The 18,681-nt window shown below is 39.2% G+C and carries 10 protein-coding genes and 1 riboswitch; of the genes, 7 read left to right on the forward strand and 3 right to left on the reverse strand.

All coding sequences use genetic code 11. The features are described 5' to 3' along the window. Nucleotides 1-480: 480 nt before the first annotated feature. The gene (locus ACOMCU_RS26780) at nt 481-1,797 is read right to left on the reverse strand and encodes a hypothetical protein (protein ID WP_010857622.1); all 1,317 of its coding nucleotides are present in this window, start codon (nt 1,795-1,797) and stop codon (nt 481-483) included. A 640-nt stretch (nt 1,798-2,437) separates the two neighbouring features. Between ACOMCU_RS26780 and ACOMCU_RS26785 the strand changes: the two genes are divergently transcribed. The 3 genes from ACOMCU_RS26785 to thiC all read left to right on the forward strand — a co-directional run bounded on the left by ACOMCU_RS26785 (nt 2,438) and on the right by thiC (nt 7,903). Next, nucleotides 2,438-4,540, forward strand: coding sequence for a methyl-accepting chemotaxis protein (locus tag ACOMCU_RS26785; protein ID WP_421052086.1), 2,103 nt, complete (start codon nt 2,438-2,440; stop codon nt 4,538-4,540). Nucleotides 4,541-4,819: 279 nt separating this feature from the next. Beyond that, nucleotides 4,820-5,746 (forward strand): AEC family transporter, encoded by a 927-nt coding sequence (locus ACOMCU_RS26790; protein WP_421052088.1) that lies wholly within the window; start codon nt 4,820-4,822, stop codon nt 5,744-5,746. A gap of 118 nt (nt 5,747-5,864) precedes the next feature. Next, a riboswitch (TPP riboswitch) is annotated at nt 5,865-5,979 on the forward strand. A 145-nt stretch (nt 5,980-6,124) separates the two neighbouring features. Further along, nucleotides 6,125-7,903: a phosphomethylpyrimidine synthase ThiC gene (gene thiC, locus ACOMCU_RS26795; protein WP_010857625.1), complete on the forward strand. Its 1,779-nt coding sequence runs from the start codon at nt 6,125-6,127 to the stop codon at nt 7,901-7,903. A 324-nt stretch (nt 7,904-8,227) separates the two neighbouring features. Here thiC and ACOMCU_RS26800 read toward each other — a convergent pair whose 3' ends face one another. Both ACOMCU_RS26800 and ACOMCU_RS26805 read right to left on the reverse strand, forming a co-directional pair. Then, nucleotides 8,228-9,733 carry a catalase gene (locus ACOMCU_RS26800; protein WP_010857626.1) on the reverse strand — a complete coding sequence of 502 codons (1,506 nt, stop codon included), beginning with the start codon at nt 9,731-9,733 and terminating at the stop codon, nt 8,228-8,230. 366 nt (nt 9,734-10,099) lie between these two features. Beyond that, nucleotides 10,100-11,554: a helix-turn-helix domain-containing protein gene (locus ACOMCU_RS26805; protein WP_421052090.1), complete on the reverse strand. Its 1,455-nt coding sequence runs from the start codon at nt 11,552-11,554 to the stop codon at nt 10,100-10,102. Nucleotides 11,555-11,757: 203 nt separating this feature from the next. On the opposite strand from ACOMCU_RS26805, the gene hutH reads away from it, so the two are divergent. From hutH to ACOMCU_RS26825, 4 genes are all read left to right on the forward strand, one after another. Further along, nucleotides 11,758-13,272, forward strand: coding sequence for a histidine ammonia-lyase (hutH, locus tag ACOMCU_RS26810; protein WP_036129772.1), 1,515 nt, complete (start codon nt 11,758-11,760; stop codon nt 13,270-13,272). Between the two features lie 19 nt (nt 13,273-13,291). Continuing rightward, nucleotides 13,292-14,968, forward strand: a complete 1,677-nt coding sequence (gene hutU / locus ACOMCU_RS26815) for a urocanate hydratase (RefSeq protein ID WP_010857629.1) — start codon at nt 13,292-13,294, stop codon at nt 14,966-14,968. Then, on the forward strand, nt 14,965-16,233 hold the full coding sequence (gene hutI / locus ACOMCU_RS26820) for an imidazolonepropionase (protein WP_421052093.1): 1,269 nt from the start codon (nt 14,965-14,967) through the stop codon (nt 16,231-16,233). The genes hutU and hutI overlap by 4 nt, the downstream gene beginning before the upstream one ends. 290 nt (nt 16,234-16,523) lie before the next feature. After that, on the forward strand, nt 16,524-18,320 hold the full coding sequence (locus ACOMCU_RS26825) for an SLC13 family permease (protein ID WP_080647705.1): 1,797 nt from the start codon (nt 16,524-16,526) through the stop codon (nt 18,318-18,320). The last annotated feature ends 361 nt before the right edge of the window (nt 18,321-18,681 follow it).

Raw genomic sequence — 18,681 nt, forward strand, 5'->3', positions numbered from 1 at the left:
CTTTATAGCAGATGGTGCTTCTTTTTCATTTGGAATTATAGTTTGAACTGACGGATAAAAAGGGCGAAATGACGGATAAAATCTTCAAAGTGACGGATAGAAAGGGTAAAGTGACGGATAAAATCAAACAGCCATTAGAAAAATATTAAAATTTATATTCGAGTGTTTGACATACGTTAGGTGACTATATTTTTGTTGCAGTAGATAAAGCTGTAGAAATATTTGATTATAAGAGTGCACCAATCTGGGGTACTCTTGATGCTGTACAAAAAGATCAGATTTTTGAAATAGATGGATGGAGCTTCTGGTTTTCTGACCCAATTTCAATTTTAGGACAGATAGAAGAAGTGGCAGCACTATTGGTGGAACACAAAAAGGAAAAATAAGTTGATGTAAAAAGAGAGGAGAGCATGCATATGCTCTCCTCAATGTAATTGCTCTATAAATATTTGTTTGTAGTATTGGCTCTTTACGGGTTTGTTAATTTCTAATTATTTGGAATGTACCAGATGTTTTCGTTTGAATAATGTGTTGATTGTCATTGACTGTGTAAGAAGTCGGTTCTTGATTGCCGAATTCATTGATACGAACGATTGAAGCATCCTTTGGTAAATTTTCGATGATCACTTCTATATCAGCCACGAATTCTACAGGTTTTTTATTCAAAGTTGCTTGGAAGGTAATACGATTTAAATTTCTTATGAGCTGGATATCCATTACACCAGAATCTTCATTGACAAGAGTACCTAGTGGTGGAATGATGACAGTCATGTTTGCTTTTGTTGTTAAAATAAAGCGCTCTGAGCTGATTTCAGAGTCAGCAACATTGATCTTTGCTTTATAGGTATTTCTGCTTTTGGACATCACCGTGTTTTTCCCCGGTACTGCTGCTGTGTCTGATAAAATAGGCGTTTTTATCGAATTACCCTTAGACGGGAGCTTATATTTTCCATTAACATAATCTACTAATATCCCTACATTCGGAACAAGTTGTTGTTGAACAGGTGTTAACGCTTCAAAGGCTGTTTTGACAGCTTGTACATCCTGAGTTGTGGATGTTTTTGGCGATAATGCAGCAATTGCATTTTCCACTTCCTTGGCAGCAGCTTTATCTTTCAAGACAAGTTGTTCAGCATCTAGTAATAGTTTTTCAGTACCGCTAGGGAAAGAAACATTTGAAAATCTACGTAATGCATTGTATTCAGCTCTTGCTTCAGCGACATCTTTATGGAAGCTAATGCGAGATGAATTCAACAATTGGATCTTATTAACAACTTTATCAACGGATGTATTGGGCGCGATAGAAGATGTCAGTATTTTTTGTGTATCTGCGCTAACAAAGGACTTTTGTGCGGCATTCAATGTGTTATACCAATCTCTCGTTTCAATAACGTTTTGATAGTAATTAATGGATGTCGATTCGACAGAAGCTAACTTTTCTTCGATTTGTGTCGCCAGTCGACGATAGGCTACCCTTGTTTGCTGGTGATTTGACAGTGTGCCATAATTCGTTACGTATTGCTTCTCTGTTTCTGTTAATGCATTGTAGGCTTTATTAGCCGCCTCTAATGTTGGTTGAAATGATGAAACGGTATCATTAATGTTATTAATGAGCTGTATAACGTTCGAAACATTAGAGTTGTAGTAATAATAGTAATTGTAACTATAATTGTATATGTATGCTGTCTTTGAATTTGCCGAGATATCAGCAGCAGATGCTGACGTAGTAGGTGTAGTAAGAATGAGCGAAGGAACTGCTACTAAAGCAAATAAGGCAAGGCTTCTTTTGTGTTTCATATACGTGAAAACCTCCTATTTCTATAATTACTAATTTTATCATAGCTTAGGATATTTTTATGCATTTTTTGGATGAATAGGTAGATAGGTCGTGATTTTTTTATATGAATGTGTATCTTCGGTCCTTATGGGAATGGGAGAGACGGATAGAATGGAAGTGTATAACAAACAGCAGGCTATGGATTTTTTGATTTTTTCCTTAGCCTGCTGTTTTCTATTGCTGGAGAAACGGATAGAATGGTCGAACTGACGGATAGAATAGCAAAACTGCTGGATACATTCAGCCAGATGGAGAGGAAAGTTACTTTACACTTATGAGGCTGTATGATGCATTAAATAATACAGTTGCTGTCGAGGAACAATATTTATTACTAAAGAAAATGTTGGAGGAGCAATTAGCTCTAGAACCGAACGACAGGATTAAGAACTGGTTTACTAGTTGGGAAAAGAAAAGAGCGTTGTCTGAAGCTGATATTTTGGTTGAGACACGCCTTTTTTGTCTTGTTTAGATTGTAATGATTTAAAATGTAGCAGAATTTCTGAGATAAACTTAATTTTTCTATATTAAGTTGTTAAATCTTTTGTTGTGATATGAATATCCATACATTATGATTATTTATAAAAAATGGAGGTGTTTGTAATGAAAAAATCCAAAAGTATTGCTTTAAAATTATCTTCTTTAATCATAGGATTATTTTTAGTGCTGTTTATTACTTATACAGTAGTAACAAGTTGCATCTTATATAATCAAAGTGTGGATGATGCAGAAGATGCAACACTTCAAAATGCTCAATTTTCTGCTGCGAAGATGAGCGAACGCTTTAAGAAAGCTAATGATACATTACAAACAACTAAACGCATAGTGGAAACAATGCACAATAATGGCGGACTTTCAGCTGAAGGCTTAATGGATATTTTGGAAACCAATCTAGTAAAGAACGATGATTTGATTGGAGTAGGAGCTATTTTAGAAAAGGAATCTGCGCAAGTAGAGCCGACTATTGATGTTACTTTAATTGATACAAAGGAACGTTTCATACCCTATATGTCAAAAAACGGCAATAAAATAGCAACTACTGCTATAGAAGGACTTGAAGAAAAAAGTAGTGCACAATGGTATTGGGTCCCTAAAGAAGAGGAGCGAGCTATACTTACAGAGCCTTATGATTATAAGGTGAATGGCGAAACAATCTCGATGACAACAATATCTGTCCCGCTAGTTAATTCCTCGGGTACATTCTTTGGGGTGTTAACAGCTGATTTATCCATTGATTTTTTAAAGGGACTGGCTGATTCTATTAAGCCGGATGGTGGGTATGCAGGTATTATTACTGCTAGCGGCATATTAACGGTAAATAGTATTAATGAAAAATTAGATGGTACATATATGCAAGATGTAATCGACTGGGCAAGTGTTAATAGTTTCATGGAAAATGGTAAACCAGACAGTATGTATGTGGATTCGAAGCAATTAGGAGAAAAGTCGTATAATGCTTTTGCACCTATGGTATTGGACGAAATTGACGAAACCTGGACGGTTCAATTAGTTGTACCAAAATCTAAGATTCTTGAAACCTATAATCAGGTTCTTGTATTCACTATCGTAGCGGCAATTATCATTGTTATTTTAATGGCAGCTGTAAGTGCATGGTTTATCTATAAACAATTGAAGCCATTAAAGCTTTTACGTGCATCGATAGAAACTGCAGCGGATGGAGATTTAACGAAAAAAGTGGATGAAAAATATATTAAAGCAGATGAAATAGGCGCAGTTGCAGTAGCTTATAATCATATGTTAGACAAAACGAATGATGCTATACATACGGTGTTGCATTCTACAACGTTGCTCAACCAATCATCAAATCATGTTCATGAAGCATTCAATGAGATTGTAGCTTCTAGTCAGGAAGTTACAGTTGCGATAAATGAAATTGCTCAAGGTGCTTCAAAGCAATCGGAAGACACGGAAGAAACCAATTATCGAATGATGGATCTTTCTGATCAGATTGATACGATTACACAGTTATCCACTCAAATGGAAGAGCTTTCTAGCAAAACGCAAACGACAACTGAAAAAGGTATGAGAGAAGTTGATAGTTTGCGTGAACGTAATGCGGAAACAAATGACATGAATGGACGAGTACAACAGCAAATTGAAACATTAACTTCTAACATTGCAAATATCAATCAAGTCATTGCATCCATTCAGGGGATAGCGGAGCAAACCAATCTGCTTGCACTTAATGCGAGTATTGAAGCCGCTCGAGCAGGAGAACATGGGAAAGGTTTTGCAGTGGTAGCCGAAGAGGTTAGAAAACTAGCAGAACAGTCGAAAAATGAAACGGATGTAATTAAGACAACCGTAGATAGTATATTAGAAAACTCTAAACAAACAGTACTCGTAATAGCATCTAATGCTAGTTTAATGCAAGCACAAAATGAATCAGTACAAAGTACGGAGGTAGTCTTTAAGGACAATAGTGAGTTGTCTAGTTCTATTGCAAATGCAATTAACGAGTTACTTGCTAAACTTTCCAGTATGCTAGAGCACAAAAACCAAGCAATAATGGCTATTCAAAGCATTTCAGCTATTTCAGAGGAGACAGCTGCTTCTGCAGAAGAAGTAAGTGCTTCAACAATTGATCAGCAGGCAGAGTTAGAAAAGGTTGCAGATTCAATAAGTAATATGAATAAAATTTCGCAAGAATTACAAGAGGTTGTTCAACGTTTTAAACTTGCTTAATAAAGGATTTTGCTCAAGGTGGTTTAAATTCTTTCTTCAATCAGAATAGCATAGCATGAAAAACAAAAATCTGTTGCTTTCTGCGGGTAAATAGCAAGCCTCTTTGACAGGGGCTTGCCTAAAATTACTTTCCGTGTTGAAGTCTAGCAGATTTTTTTAGAATGAAAAATTATTATGAGCAATCCATTAAAAATGCTCTTTTCAGGTTAGTTGAGGCACATTGACCAGGCAGGCGGATAGTTCTACTATAGAAAGAGATGGAAGGGGGGACTACTACATATGTATCTCGGCATGATTTTTTTTCAGATTGTTGCCCCTATTTTGGTGCTGCTTGTACTTGGGGCCATGTTGCAGAAGAAATTTAGATTTAATTTAAAGGCATTATCCCATCTTATTACCTATTGCTTTATGCCTGCTGCGGTTTTTGTAAATTTATATGAAACGAGTGTGGAGCCAGCGGTACTAGGACAGGTGGTGCTATTTATCGTACTTTTTATTGGGAGTCAAATGGCGCTCAGTCATTTTTTAGCAAAGGGGCTAGGTTTAGCGAAAACAGAGACTGCGGTATTTAAAAATAGTGTTGTGCTCATTAACTCAGGTAACTACGGGATACCGGTGGCCCAAATGATATTCGCGGCCCAACCTATTGGCGTGGCTATTCAAGTCATCCTCGTTATTTTTCAAAATATGACGACTTATACATATGGTTTGTATAATCTTATTTCCTCGACAAAATCCGGGATGGCTATCCTGAAAGATTTTTTGAAAATGCCTATTATTCATGCGCTTATTATAGGTGTAACAATGAATTACTTCGACATCAGTATTCCGCAGTTTATTCGAATTCCAATCGACCATGTAGCAGATGGTTTTATCGCTGTTGCACTCATTACGCTTGGCGCACAACTATCCCAGCTTGAAATCAAGTCGATGTTTAATAAAACTGTTTTTGTCAGTTGCTTTACACGATTGATTATTGGCCCAGCTGTGGCGCTTGTCATTATTTTTGCGCTTGGCCTAGACGGTGTTGTGGCTCAGTCACTCTTTATAGCTAGTGCTTTTCCAACATCACGCAATAGCTCAAGCCTTGCTTTAGAATACGATGTTGAATCGGCAACTGCTGCACAAACAGTGTTATTTTCAACCATAGTTAGTTGTATCACAGTGACCATAGTTATTTACGTTGCAGAATTACTTTTTACGTAATTTTACTTGCTGTAGAAATATCGGCCATTACAAATTGTACTTCAAATATTGTCATCATGGTTTTAACATATGGCTTCCATCTATTAGCAATATCTGCTACACTAACATCAAATTGAATAGCTTTAACTAGGGGAGTCTGATGAGTCAGGCTGAGAGGGAAACGCTTTGAGGTTTCTTGACCCTTTGGACCTGATCTGGCTCATACCAGCGTGGGAAAGTTAATGATTATCACAGTACTTGCACTTTGTGATAAATGAAACCCTTACATTCACAGCCGGATCCAATATTTTTTGGATTCGGCTTTTCTTATGTAGCAAGTTGTTGGGGTGAGCTAGATGGTCCTTTCATAACAATATGTAAAAGGGAGCGAAGTAGTTTATGACAACAGTTAGCGAAAAAAACATTACGATTATGTCCAGTTTTGATGGAAGCAAAAAGGTGTATGTAGAAGGCTCACGGCCAGATATTTTAGTGCCAATGCGTGAAATTCAGTTAAGTCCAACGACTGGAAACTTTGGAGAAGAAGAAAATGCACCAGTGCGTGTTTATGATACAAGTGGCCTGTATACAGACCCTACTTACAAAGTAGACATTACAAAAGGTTTGCCTGCTTTAAGAAGCGGTTGGATAAGGGAACGTGGGGATGTAGAAGAATACGAGGGTCGTAAGATAAAGCCAGAGGATAATGGCTTCCGCAATGTAGCTGATCCTCGTATGAAAGAAAATGTCTTTCTTGGACTTGATCGAAAACCTCTGCGAGCAAAAAAAGGACGTAATGTGACGCAGCTTCATTACGCAAGAAAGGGCATGATTACACCCGAAATGGAGTTTGTAGCAATTCGCGAAAATTTAGATCCTGAATTTGTTCGTGCTGAAATTGCTGCTGGTCGTGCAATTATGCCGTCCAACATTAATCATCCAGAGGCAGAGCCAATGATTATTGGCCGTAACTTTCATGTGAAGATTAATGCAAATATCGGTAATTCGGCTGTATCTTCATCCATCGCTGAGGAAGTAGAAAAAATGACATGGGCAACACGTTGGGGTGCAGATAATATTATGGATTTATCTACAGGGAAGCATATTCATACGACACGTGAATGGATTATTCGTAATGCTGCGGTACCTGTGGGAACTGTGCCAATTTATCAAGCACTAGAGAAGGTAAATGGTGTTGCTGAGGATTTAACGTGGGAAGTGTACCGTGATACATTAATCGAGCAGGCAGAGCAGGGGGTTGATTATTTCACAATACATGCAGGGGTCTTACTGCGTTATGTGCCTTTAACAGCCAATCGTGTCACGGGTATTGTTTCGCGTGGTGGTTCCATTATGGCGCAGTGGTGTTTATTTCATCATGAAGAAAGTTTCTTATATAGTCATTTTGAAGAAATTTGCGAAATTATGAAGACGTACGATGTGGCTTTTTCTTTAGGGGATGGCTTACGTCCAGGTTCTATTGCAGATGCCAATGATGAGGCGCAGTTTGCAGAGCTTGAAACACTTGGGGAGCTGACGCAGATTGCTTGGAAACATGATGTACAAGTCATGGTTGAGGGGCCAGGTCACGTGCCGATGCATCTGATTAAGGAAAATATGGACAAACAATTAGAAGTATGTAAGGAAGCACCTTTTTATACATTAGGTCCACTTACGACAGATATTGCACCAGGCTATGATCATATTACATCTGCTATTGGCGCAGCGATGATTGGTTGGTTCGGAACGGCGATGCTTTGCTATGTCACACCAAAAGAACATCTAGGTTTGCCAAATCGTGAGGATGTTCGTGTAGGGGTCATTACGTACAAAATTGCAGCACATGCAGCTGATTTAGCAAAAGGTCATCCAGGGGCGCAAGTACGGGATGATGCCCTATCAAAAGCACGTTTCGAGTTCCGTTGGCGAGATCAATTCAATTTATCTTTAGATCCTGAACGAGCAGTCGAATACCACGATGAAACATTGCCAGCAGAGGGGGCAAAAACAGCACATTTCTGCTCGATGTGTGGTCCTAAGTTTTGTAGTATGAGAATTTCTCAGGATATTCGTAACTATGCAAAAGAAAAAGATTTAAATACGACAGAAGCCATTCATCAGGGCATGCAGGAAAAGGCAGAGGAGTTTAAAAAGGCCGGCAGTCAAATTTATCAATAACAAGGATTAGATAAAAGAAACGCTATTTATGCTACCTATACACTAAGACAGCAAGAGGACAAGGGCTTTCTAAAAGTCCTTCGAAAAATATACTGCCAATTTTCCTGTATGGTGAAAAATAGCACGATAGGATAACTCTAAGCATACTGTTGTTACATTTGGGACAACCCCTGTATTTTGATTATATTCACATAATGATAGTGGTTTACAAAATGGCATTTCATCTGGTTTCAATACCTTTCTACGTTTATATGAAATAAAAAAAACCCCATGCGAAGTCGCATGGGGTAAAAGTTGGATTTAGATATCAATAAAACTGGATAATTAAACGTTAGTTGCTTGTTTTACATATGGATTTGACAGGTCCATACCCTCTAATGAAAGACCCATTGCAGTTGCAACACCTTCACCGTATGCTGGATCAGCTAAATAGCAGTGTAAGATGTGGCGGCGTTTAATGAATTCTTCAACAGAAGCCATATCATTAGCTGTATTTTCAAATAAACGTTGTTGTTCTTCCGCAGTCATTAGGCGGAATAATTTACCTGGCTGCTCGAAATAGTTGCTGTCATCTTCACGGAAGTCATGAATGCCAGCATTGCCATCGATACGTAATTCAGGCTCTTTATGGTCTAAGTTGTGTTCCCACTCACCATAGCTATTTGGCTCGTAGCTCATTGTTGAACCAAGGTTGCCATCAAAACGCATAGCGCCATCACGATGGAAAGTACGGAATGGACATTTTGGTGCGTTTACAGGTAGCATATAGTGATTTACGCCTAAACGGTAACGTTGTGCATCAGCGTATGCGAAGATACGACCTTGTAGCATTTTATCTGGAGAGAAGCTAACGCCAGGAATAATGTTAGAAGGTGCAAATGCCGCTTGCTCTACTTCTGCAAAGTAGTTGTCTGGATTTTTGTTTAACTCGAATTCACCAACTGGAATTAGTGGGAAGTCGCCTTTGTACCAAACTTTTGTTAAGTCAAATGGATTGTATGGTAATGCACGAGCTTGTTCTTCTGTCATTACTTGAATGTACATTTTCCATTTCGGGAAATCGCCTTTTTCAATTGCTCCATAAAGGTCACGTTGTGAAGATTCACGGTCGTTACCGATTACCTCATTAGCCTCAGTTCCCGTTAAATTCTTAATACCTTGTTCTGTACGGAAGTGGAATTTCACCCATACACGCTCATTTTGAGCATTGATAAAGCTGTAAGTGTGAGAACCGAAACCATGCATATGGCGGAAGCCGTTCGGAATACCACGATCGGACATAACAATTGTAACTTGGTGAAGGGCTTCTGGTAATGAAGTCCAGAAATCCCAGTTTGAATTTGCGTTTTTCATATTTGTACGTGGATCACGTTTTACTACATGGTTTAAATCTGTAAAGTGTAGTGGATCACGGAAGAAGAATACAGGTGTATTATTACCGACTAAATCCCAGTTACCTTCTTCAGTATAGAATTTAAGTGCAAATCCACGGATATCACGTTCTGCATCAGCTGCACCACGTTCGCCGGCTACTGTAGAGAAACGAGCGAACATTTCTGTTTTCTTGCCAATGTCAGAGAAGATTTTTGCTTTTGTATATTGCGTAATATCATGCGTTACAGTGAAAGTACCAAATGCACCAGAACCTTTTGCATGCATCCGACGTTCAGGGATAACTTCACGGTTGAAGTTTGCTAATTTTTCGACTAACCATACATCTTGAAGTAAAAGAGGTCCTCGTGGTCCTGCAGACATAGAGTCATGGTTACTTACTACTGGGGCACCACCTGCTGTTGTAAAGCGACGGCTACGATCATTTACGTTTGTCATAATAGTTTACCTCCTGGAAAAATTGTAAGTCAAACTCTTCATTTATAACTATAACAAATCTAAAATAGAATTGCTAGTAGATTATAATAATTATTGTTAAAGAATTTTTATATTAAGATATAAACTATTAATATATGCATAATCTAATAAGATTATGCATCACTTTTGATGAATGACATAAATTTAAAAAGATTTACTTAAATGACGGTAATCCTGTTAGCTGGCACTTTCTGTAGTAAGGCATGTAAATAATAGAATGACTTTAAAGTAGATAGAAGTGAAGGTTTCTATCTAGTTTCTACTATACGCGTGTTGAAAATAGAGTGTGCTAATTGAAAATATACTAAATTTAAGTGGCTGTATTTTTCAAGTTTTACGATAACGATTAGGTGTAGTACCTATTTGTTGTTTGAATATTTTGATGAAGTAATTTGGGTCATCGAAGCCATTTAGAAGTGCGATTTCACTAATCGCAAAATCTGTTTCGACAAGCATTTTTGTAGCATTTTGAATGCGCATTTGCTGTAAAGAGCGTTTAAATGGTAAGCCTTGCTTCTTTGAGAAAATCGTGCTCAAATAATTGGGGCTAATCCCTAATTTATAGGCAACGAAGGGCAAGGACAATGAACTATCCTGAAACTGTTGCTCGATAATTTCTAGTGCCAGTTCTACATAGTCTGCTTTTTTCTCCATGCGAGCCTGACGAGCTAAGGCAATCAATGTTTGTGTAAAAGAAATAATGCCATTAAGTATTGTATAAAGTATGGGATGTTCAATAATTAAATGAAAAAGCTGACGATAGTTTTGTTCGATAACAGCCTTCTCGTGCAATTTATATTTCAGCATAAAGCGTCGAATTTGAGCCAAAACACTTGTCAAATGAATTCGTAAATCATCCTGTTCGTAATAAATCCCTTCATTAGATAATCGATATAAAAAGGCTTTGATTTCTTCAAGATTTCCGTCTTCTAAACTTTTAATAAGTAATTGTTGCTCTTCTGGTGTTAATAACGGATCAAATGGTTGCGTTTCTAACTGTCTGGTCGCATAAAAAATATGGCCGAATCCTTCGTAAAAACTTTGATGAAGTGCACGCTTGGTTAAAGTGTACATATTTTTTAATGTTGCAGGTGTGTAGTCGTAAATCCCGATATTAAGAGAACTATTATTGGTGAGTCTCCACTCCTTCATCAATGTGCGCACATCTTTTTCAACGGTTTTAATATCTTGTATTTGAAATAGACAGACAATACTTTCTGCTAATGGATAGATTTTCATATGATGGTAAATTGGCGTTTGCTGAATCCAATTGTACAGTTTATTTAATGTTTCAGGATGCTCAGGCTCAATCATCGTGAAGTACATATCTGTATCTAAAGAGCTGGTCTCGCTATCTAAAAATAATCTATAGTAAAATGTTTCGTCTGTATCTTGGGTATAGGCTTTCTTTACCTTCGCCGTATGAATCGAAATTGTAGCAAGTTTTTGCTTTAAAATTTCTAAATCAATGGGTTTTACAAAAAGGTGTGCAACCTGCAAATCAATTGCTTTCATGGCATTTTTAAATAATGGTTCTGTCGTTATTGCAAAAATAGTGCCAGAGTGTTTTTGTAATAGCTGATAAAGCTTCGTTAAACGGTTATTAGGAATTAAATCGATATTCAGTAAAATTACCTCAGGTTCAAACTGTTGAATGCTCTCAGTTGCTTCAGAAATAGCCGTACACATTTCAACTATAATATCTCCAGGGAAGTAAGTTTGTAAAAACCACCGAATACCTGATAATTCTGTAGGGTCTCTATCAATCAATAAAATTCGCATAACAATTAACCCACCTTAAAATAATCTAGTTTCGTAAAAAAGTAATATTATATTATTAAAAATAACATAAAAATCATTAATAATTCCTGTTTTCTCTTTTAAAATTCTCTATTTTCTGAAAAAAGGAGTTTGTACAATATAAGTAGAGGAATTTCTATCGATATAGATAATTTACCCAAGATATAGAACAAGGGGGATATTAAATGATGTCTATCATTGAGCTTGATGGCAATACATTAACAAGACAGCAAGTAGAGGAAATCGTGAAGGGGCATGTCACTGTTGTGTTATCCACTGAAAGTGAACAGCGCATTCAATTAAGTAGGGAGCGCATTGAAAAGCGTTTAGCGGAAGGGCAAGCCATTTATGGTGTGAACACAGGATTTGGAAAACTAAGTCATATTCGTATTGATGAGGCGGATAATGAGCTATTACAGTTGAATTTACTACGATCAGATGCCACTGGTGTTGGCGTACCGTTTCCGACAGAAGTTGTCCGCGCCATGATGATATTACGTGCTAATGCATTAGCACGTGGATTTTCTGGAATTCGACTAGAGACAGTACAGCTATTACTGGATTGCATCAATAAAGGCGTGCATCCGATAGTACCGTCACAAGGGTCTGTTGGGGCAAGTGGTGATTTAGCACCGCTTTCACATTTGGCTTTAGTGCTTGTAGGAGAAGGGAAGGCGGAGTTTGAAGGTGAGATTGTAAGTGGTGGTATGGCATTACAGCATGCAGGATTGACGCCTGTACGACTACAAGCAAAAGAGGGGCTAGCGCTAGTTAACGGTACACAGGCAATGACAGGTATTGGTGTCTTAACATTGAATGAGGCAGAGCGCATTGGGCTTGCCGCAGATATGGCCGCAAGTCTGTCGCTTGAAGCATTAAAAGGTATTACTTCAGCCTTTGATCCAGCTCTATTAGCTGTAAGACCACACTCGGAATTAGAGCTTGTTGGTGGGCGAATCCGCTCGTGGCTTGATGGGAGTAAACGAGTGACAAAACAGGGTGAAATCCGGATGCAAGATGCCTATTCACTTCGTTGTATTCCGCAAGTGCATGGCGCATCATGGCAGTCATTTTTCTATGCAGAGGAACGTGTGCAAACTGAGATGAATGCAACGACAGATAATCCTATTGTTTTAGAAAACGGAGAAGTATTATCTGGTGGACATTTCCACGGACAGCCAATTGCCTTAGCGATGGACTTTTTAAAAATTGGTGTATGTGAATGGGCCAATATTTCCGAACGACGCACGGAACGTATGGTCAATCCACAACTTAACGAAGGTTTACCGCCATTTTTAGCAACAAATCCCGGGATTGAATGTGGGCTAATGATTGCGCAATATACAGCAGCTTCAATCGTGTCGGAAAACAAAGTATTGGCACACCCTTCAAGTGTAGATTCGATTCCTACATCGGGTAATCAGGAAGATCATGTCAGTATGGGGACAACATCTGCTCGTCAAGTACGTCAAATCGTACACAATGCTGCTCGTGTCATTGCGATAGAAATGATTTGCGCATCACAAGCTATTCATTTAGATAGGGCGGAGCAACAGTTAGCCCCAGCTACAAGTCAATTTTTGCAAAAGGTGCGTGCAATTTGTCCGCCGCTTACAACCGATCAACCGATTGGAGATGAAATTGAAGCGTTAGCGAACTATTTATTGACGAGCGATGAGTTAGTGGCAATGTCGAAATAAAAGCAAAGGGGATGGCAATATGGAGACAAAAACAAATATTCGTGCACCAAGAGGAACAACGCTTACATGTAAAGGATGGACACAGGAAGCAGCTATGCGTATGCTGATGAATAATTTGGATCCTGAAGTAGCGGAAAATCCAGATGAGCTAATTGTCTATGGTGGTATCGGGAAAGCAGCTCGCAATTGGGAAAGTTATGAGCAAATTATTGCTTCGTTGACAAAATTAGAGAATGATGAAACTTTACTCATTCAATCCGGAAAGCCGGTTGCTGTATTTCGTACGCATGCAAATGCACCGCGGATTCTCATTGCAAACTCAAATCTAGTGCCAGCTTGGTCAAACTGGGAGCATTTTTATGAACTAGAGGACCGCGATTTAATGATGTACGGTCAAATGACGGCAGGTAGCTGGATTTATATCGGTGCACAAGGTATCTTACAAGGAACGTATCTGTCCTTTGTGGAAGCAGGCAAAAAAGTATTTGGTACAGCAGATTTGCGCGGTAAATTTATTTTAACTGGGGGAATGGGAGGCATGAGTGGCGCTCAGCCTTTAGCTGGCAAAATGGCTGGTGCCGTGATTTTAGTAGTCGAAGTAGATCGAGCGCGAATCGAACGCAAAATAAAAGAAGGCTACTGTGATTATATCGTTGAAACGGTAGAGGAAGCCATTCAATTAGTGGATGCACTACGTGAAAAAAAGGAGCCTGCATCAATTGGACTCGTTGGCAACTGTGCAGATGTAAATCGTGAGCTACTTGATCGTGCTATTATTCCTGACTTTGTAACAGACCAAACATCTGCACATGATCCGATAAATGGCTATGTTCCAAACGGGATGACATTTGAGGAAGCGCTTGATTTGCGTAAAAAGGATGTAAAAACCTACGAGCAAAGAGCAAAAGAAACGATGGCAGAGCATGTTCGTACAATGCTTGAATTTCAACAGGCGGGTGCAGAAGTATTTGATTATGGTAATAATATTCGAGCATATGCAAAAGAAATGGGTGTGGCCAATGCATTTGATTTCCCTGGCTTTGTGCCAGCGTATATCCGTCCATTATTCTGTGAAGGAAAAGGGCCTTTCCGTTGGGCGGCACTTTCCGGTGATCCACAGGATATTTATAAAACAGATGCTCTAGCAAAAGAGATGTTTGCACATGATAAAGCTTTAGTGAATTGGATTGATATGGCACAAAAAATGGTGAAATGGCAAGGGTTACCGGCACGTATTTGCTGGTTAGGCTATGGTGATCGTCATCGATTCGCACTGAAGGTCAATGAAATGGTTGCTAGCGGGGAGTTATCAGCACCGATTGTCTTTGGGCGGGATCATTTAGATTCTGGCTCTGTTGCCTCTCCAAATCGTGAAACAGAGGGCATGAAAGACGGCTCGGACGCAGTATCTGACTGGCCTATTTTAAATGCACTTGTTAATACGGCAAGTGGCGCAAGCTGGGTAAGTGTCCATCATGGTGGTGGCGTAGGAATGGGATTCTCGCAGCACGCTGGTCAAGTATTAGTAGCGGATGGCTCTCAGCTTGCTTCAGATAAGATTGCTCGGGTATTAATAGCAGACCCGGGGTTAGGGGTTGTGCGTCACGCAGATGCTGGTTATGAAATCGCCATCAATACAGCAAAGGAAAAAGGTGTGCATATGCCTATGCTAAAGCAAAGGGATGATGCGAAGTGACGATTTTAATAAAAAATGCCAATGAAGTCATTACCTTAAAATGTGTAGCACAAGGTCCTCGCATAAAAGAACAAATGCGAGATGTTGCAATAGTCCCGCATGGCAGTGTTTTGATAGAAAATGATCGTATCGTTGCAATTGGTACCTTCGCGCAGTTGGAAGCAGACCACCCTGATTTACTCAAAGCGGCAGAGGTTATCGATGCATCGGGGAAGGTCGTTATGCCTGGCCTCGTCGATTGCCATACGCATTTAGTACATGGAGGTACGCGTGAGCAGGAGTTTAATATGCGCTTAAATGGCTCCACTTATATGGACATCATGAATGCAGGTGGTGGGATTCATGCAACGACAAAGCACACAAGAGAAGCTAGCTTTGATGAATTGTATGGAAAGACGCTGCGCCATTTAGATGTATTTCTAAAACACGGCATCACAACAGTTGAGGCAAAATCGGGCTATGGCTTGGATTGGGAAAATGAAAGAAAGCAGTTAGAGGTAGCCAAAAAGCTACAAGCTACACATGCTATAGATATAGTGAGTACATTTATGGGGGCTCATGCAGTACCGCGTGATTATAAAGGTCGTGAAGACGAATTTGTCGACATACTCGTAGATGAGATGCTACCGAAAGTGGCCGAACTAGGGCTTGCAGAGTTCAATGATGTATTCTGTGAAAAAGGTGTATTTACACCAGAGCAATCCCGCCGTATTTTAGAGGCAGGAAAAGCGTTAGAACTAACACCGAAAATCCACGCCGATGAAATTGAACCATATAAAGGAGCGGAGTTAGCCGCTGAAGTGGGGGCAATCTCGGCAGAGCATTTATTGGTTGCTTCAGATGAAGGGATTCGAAAAATGGCAGCAACAGGTACGATTGCTGTATTGCTCCCTGGAACCGCATTTTTCTTGCGCGCTCCTTTTGCAAGAGGGCGTCTGATGATCGATGAAGGGGTACCTGTTGCCATTTCAACCGATTTTAATCCTGGCTCGTCCCCGACGATGAGTCTGCCGTTTATTATGAATCTAGCTTGTATGTACATGGGCATGACGCTAGAGGAAGTATTAACAGCGACGACTATTAACGCTGCGTATGCTCTTAATCGAGGCAATCAGATTGGTTCACTTGAAGTAGGAAAGCAAGCAGATGTTATCATGCTCGATGTCGCTAATTATAAGCAGCTACAATATTTTTACGGCGTGAATCACACTCATACAGTCATCAAAAATGGGCGAATTGTCGTCAAGGATGGCATTCTTATATAAATAATCTGTAAAATTTTACCTAGTTACTGTTTGCCTGGTATCTAGAGAACGTTTGTCTTGATGGCCATAATGATAATGGGGTTTAACCTACAGATAAAACGGCAACGTTTTCTGGTAATTGTGTCTAGATTTATACATTTATATTTATAAAAAAGCGCAAATAGGGTGAAATAGACTTATTTGTGCTCTTTTTCGTATAGAATAGAACTGTCATCATTATGGAAAGGAAATTATAAGATTTGCAACTTACATTAACATTTATCATTTTAGGAGCAACGATATTTGCATTTATGACGAATCGTGTACGAGCTGATCTGGTTGCGATAGTGTCGCTCCTTGCATTTATTATTACGGATATTTTAACACCAGCGGAGGCGTTAGCTGGTTTTTCGAACTCTGTTGTACTAATGATTGCAGGGCTTTTTGTCGTGGGTGCTGGGATATTGCGTACGGGACTTGCAGGGATGGCAGGGCAGCTATTGCTGAAATGGTCAGGCGATAGTGAGCTGAAGTTATTTGTGTTACTACTTGTGATTGTTGGCTCTGTCGGCGCTTTTATGAGTAATACGGGTACAGTAGCTTTAATGATGCCGATTGTTGTTAGTATCGCAATTAGTATGAAGGAAAGTCCTTCTAAATTTTTGTTACCTCTTTCTTATGTAGCAAGCCTATCTGGGCTAATGACATTAATTGCTTCGCCGCCGAATTTAATTGTTAGTCAGCTTTTGGTGGATCGTGGCTATAATAAACTGGGCTTTTTCGAAGTGACACCGATTGGCATTGTTGGGATGATTGTCGGTATTATCTATTTGGTGCTTGTACGAAATGTATTATTGCCCAATGAACAAAATCGTACCCAAACAAATGCTGGCTACAAACTCTCGCCAAAGAAAATTATTAAGCAATATGATTTGAACAATCGTTTGTTTAAAATATATGTGCCTGAGGATTCTGCAATTATTGGTATGTCACTAGCAGAATTGAAGCTACCTGCGAAATATGCGCTCTGTATGATGAAAATTCATCGTAAATCGCAAGAAGGTATAAATCTATTGCCAATGACTTATCAGGAAATGGCTGGTCCAACAAGCGTTATACATGCGACGGATGAGCTCTATGTGCAAGGTGAGGAACAAGATATTCGTCGTTTGGCTATGGATTATGGCTTAGAAATGCAAGAGTTAGTTGAGGGAGAAGCTGATGAATTGGTATCGAAGCACCTCGGCATTGCAGAGGTACTACTAACGCCAAATTCTAGCTTCACGAATGAGACAGTCAGCTCATTGGGCTTCCGTGAAAAATACAATCTCAATATTATTGGCATTAATCGTAGAGGTGGCTATAAGCTACAGGATATGGTTTCACATAAGTTGAAATTCGGTGATGCCATTCTCGTGCAGGGTGCATGGGATGAAATCGTGCTACTCGCAAGGGAAACGCAGGACGTCGTAGTAGTTGGTCAGCCAAAAGAGCATGCAAGTGTTGCCGCAGCCACAGGTAAGGCGGGAATTGCGGGTGCTATTATGCTTTTAATGATTGTACTAATGGCTTTTGAAGTTTTCCCTGCTGTTATTTCCGTGATGATTGGTGCAGTACTAATGATTTTAACAGGCTGTTTGCGCAATATGGAGGATGCATATAACAATATGAATTTTGAAAGCATTGTCCTTGTTGCAGCGATGCTTCCGATGGCAACAGCGCTAGAAAAAACTGGCGGTATGGTAATTTTATCGAATGGAATTATCGATGTACTCGGTAGCTACGGCCCTTATGGGGTACTTATTGGAATTTATATTTTGACGGTAATTTTCGGGCAATTTATTAGTAATACGGCAACTGCTGTCCTGTTTGCGCCAATTGCCATGAACGCAGCGATTGCCATGGATGCAAATCCAACAACGTTTATGATTGGCGTAGCGGTGGCAGCAAGTATGGCATTTGCCACGCCAATTGCCTCGCCGACAAATGCACTTGTTATGACTGCGGGGGGTTATAAGTTTATGGACTTTGTGAAGGTTGGATTACCACTACAGGTCGTAATGTTTGTCGTCATGATGCTAGCAGTGCCATTTTTCTTTCCATTTTAAAAAACTCGGTGCCTATACCGGGTTTTTTTCTCGATAAAAAAGAAGGTTATGAAAATATTCTGCATGGACATGGTTGCTAATATAAAAAATACCAGTATATTTTGAGTTATTTTTATATTAAAGTGTATGTTAAACTCCTATTCTTAAAAGTGGAAAAAAGAATGAAATGATCATCAAAAAGACTCTAGAGTACAAAGAAATATAGAATCATTTATATAGGAAGTTTTCCAACATGTAAAAAAAATATTGAAAAAGTGTTGACCTTTATCTATTTAGCGTGTAGTATTATATGAGTCGCCAAGGTGACACGCTAAAACAAGCAAAACATGAACCTTGAAAACTGAACAAGCAAAACGTAATC

The organism is Lysinibacillus sp. UGB7 (assembly GCF_049058285.1).
In the GTDB taxonomy this organism is placed as follows: domain Bacteria; phylum Bacillota; class Bacilli; order Bacillales_A; family Planococcaceae; genus Lysinibacillus; species Lysinibacillus sphaericus_B.

Coding starts and splice junctions, on each gene's coding strand:
- ACOMCU_RS26780 (WP_010857622.1), bottom strand. CDS start 1,797: ATGAAACACAAAAGAAGCCTTGCCTTATTTGCTTTAGTAGCAGTTCCT.
- ACOMCU_RS26785 (WP_421052086.1), top strand. CDS start 2,438: ATGAAAAAATCCAAAAGTATTGCTTTAAAATTATCTTCTTTAATCATA.
- ACOMCU_RS26790 (WP_421052088.1), top strand. CDS start 4,820: ATGTATCTCGGCATGATTTTTTTTCAGATTGTTGCCCCTATTTTGGTG.
- thiC (WP_010857625.1), top strand. CDS start 6,125: ATGACAACAGTTAGCGAAAAAAACATTACGATTATGTCCAGTTTTGAT.
- ACOMCU_RS26800 (WP_010857626.1), bottom strand. CDS start 9,733: ATGACAAACGTAAATGATCGTAGCCGTCGCTTTACAACAGCAGGTGGT.
- ACOMCU_RS26805 (WP_421052090.1), bottom strand. CDS start 11,554: ATGCGAATTTTATTGATTGATAGAGACCCTACAGAATTATCAGGTATT.
- hutH (WP_036129772.1), top strand. CDS start 11,758: ATGATGTCTATCATTGAGCTTGATGGCAATACATTAACAAGACAGCAA.
- hutU (WP_010857629.1), top strand. CDS start 13,292: ATGGAGACAAAAACAAATATTCGTGCACCAAGAGGAACAACGCTTACA.
- ACOMCU_RS26825 (WP_080647705.1), top strand. CDS start 16,524: ATGACGAATCGTGTACGAGCTGATCTGGTTGCGATAGTGTCGCTCCTT.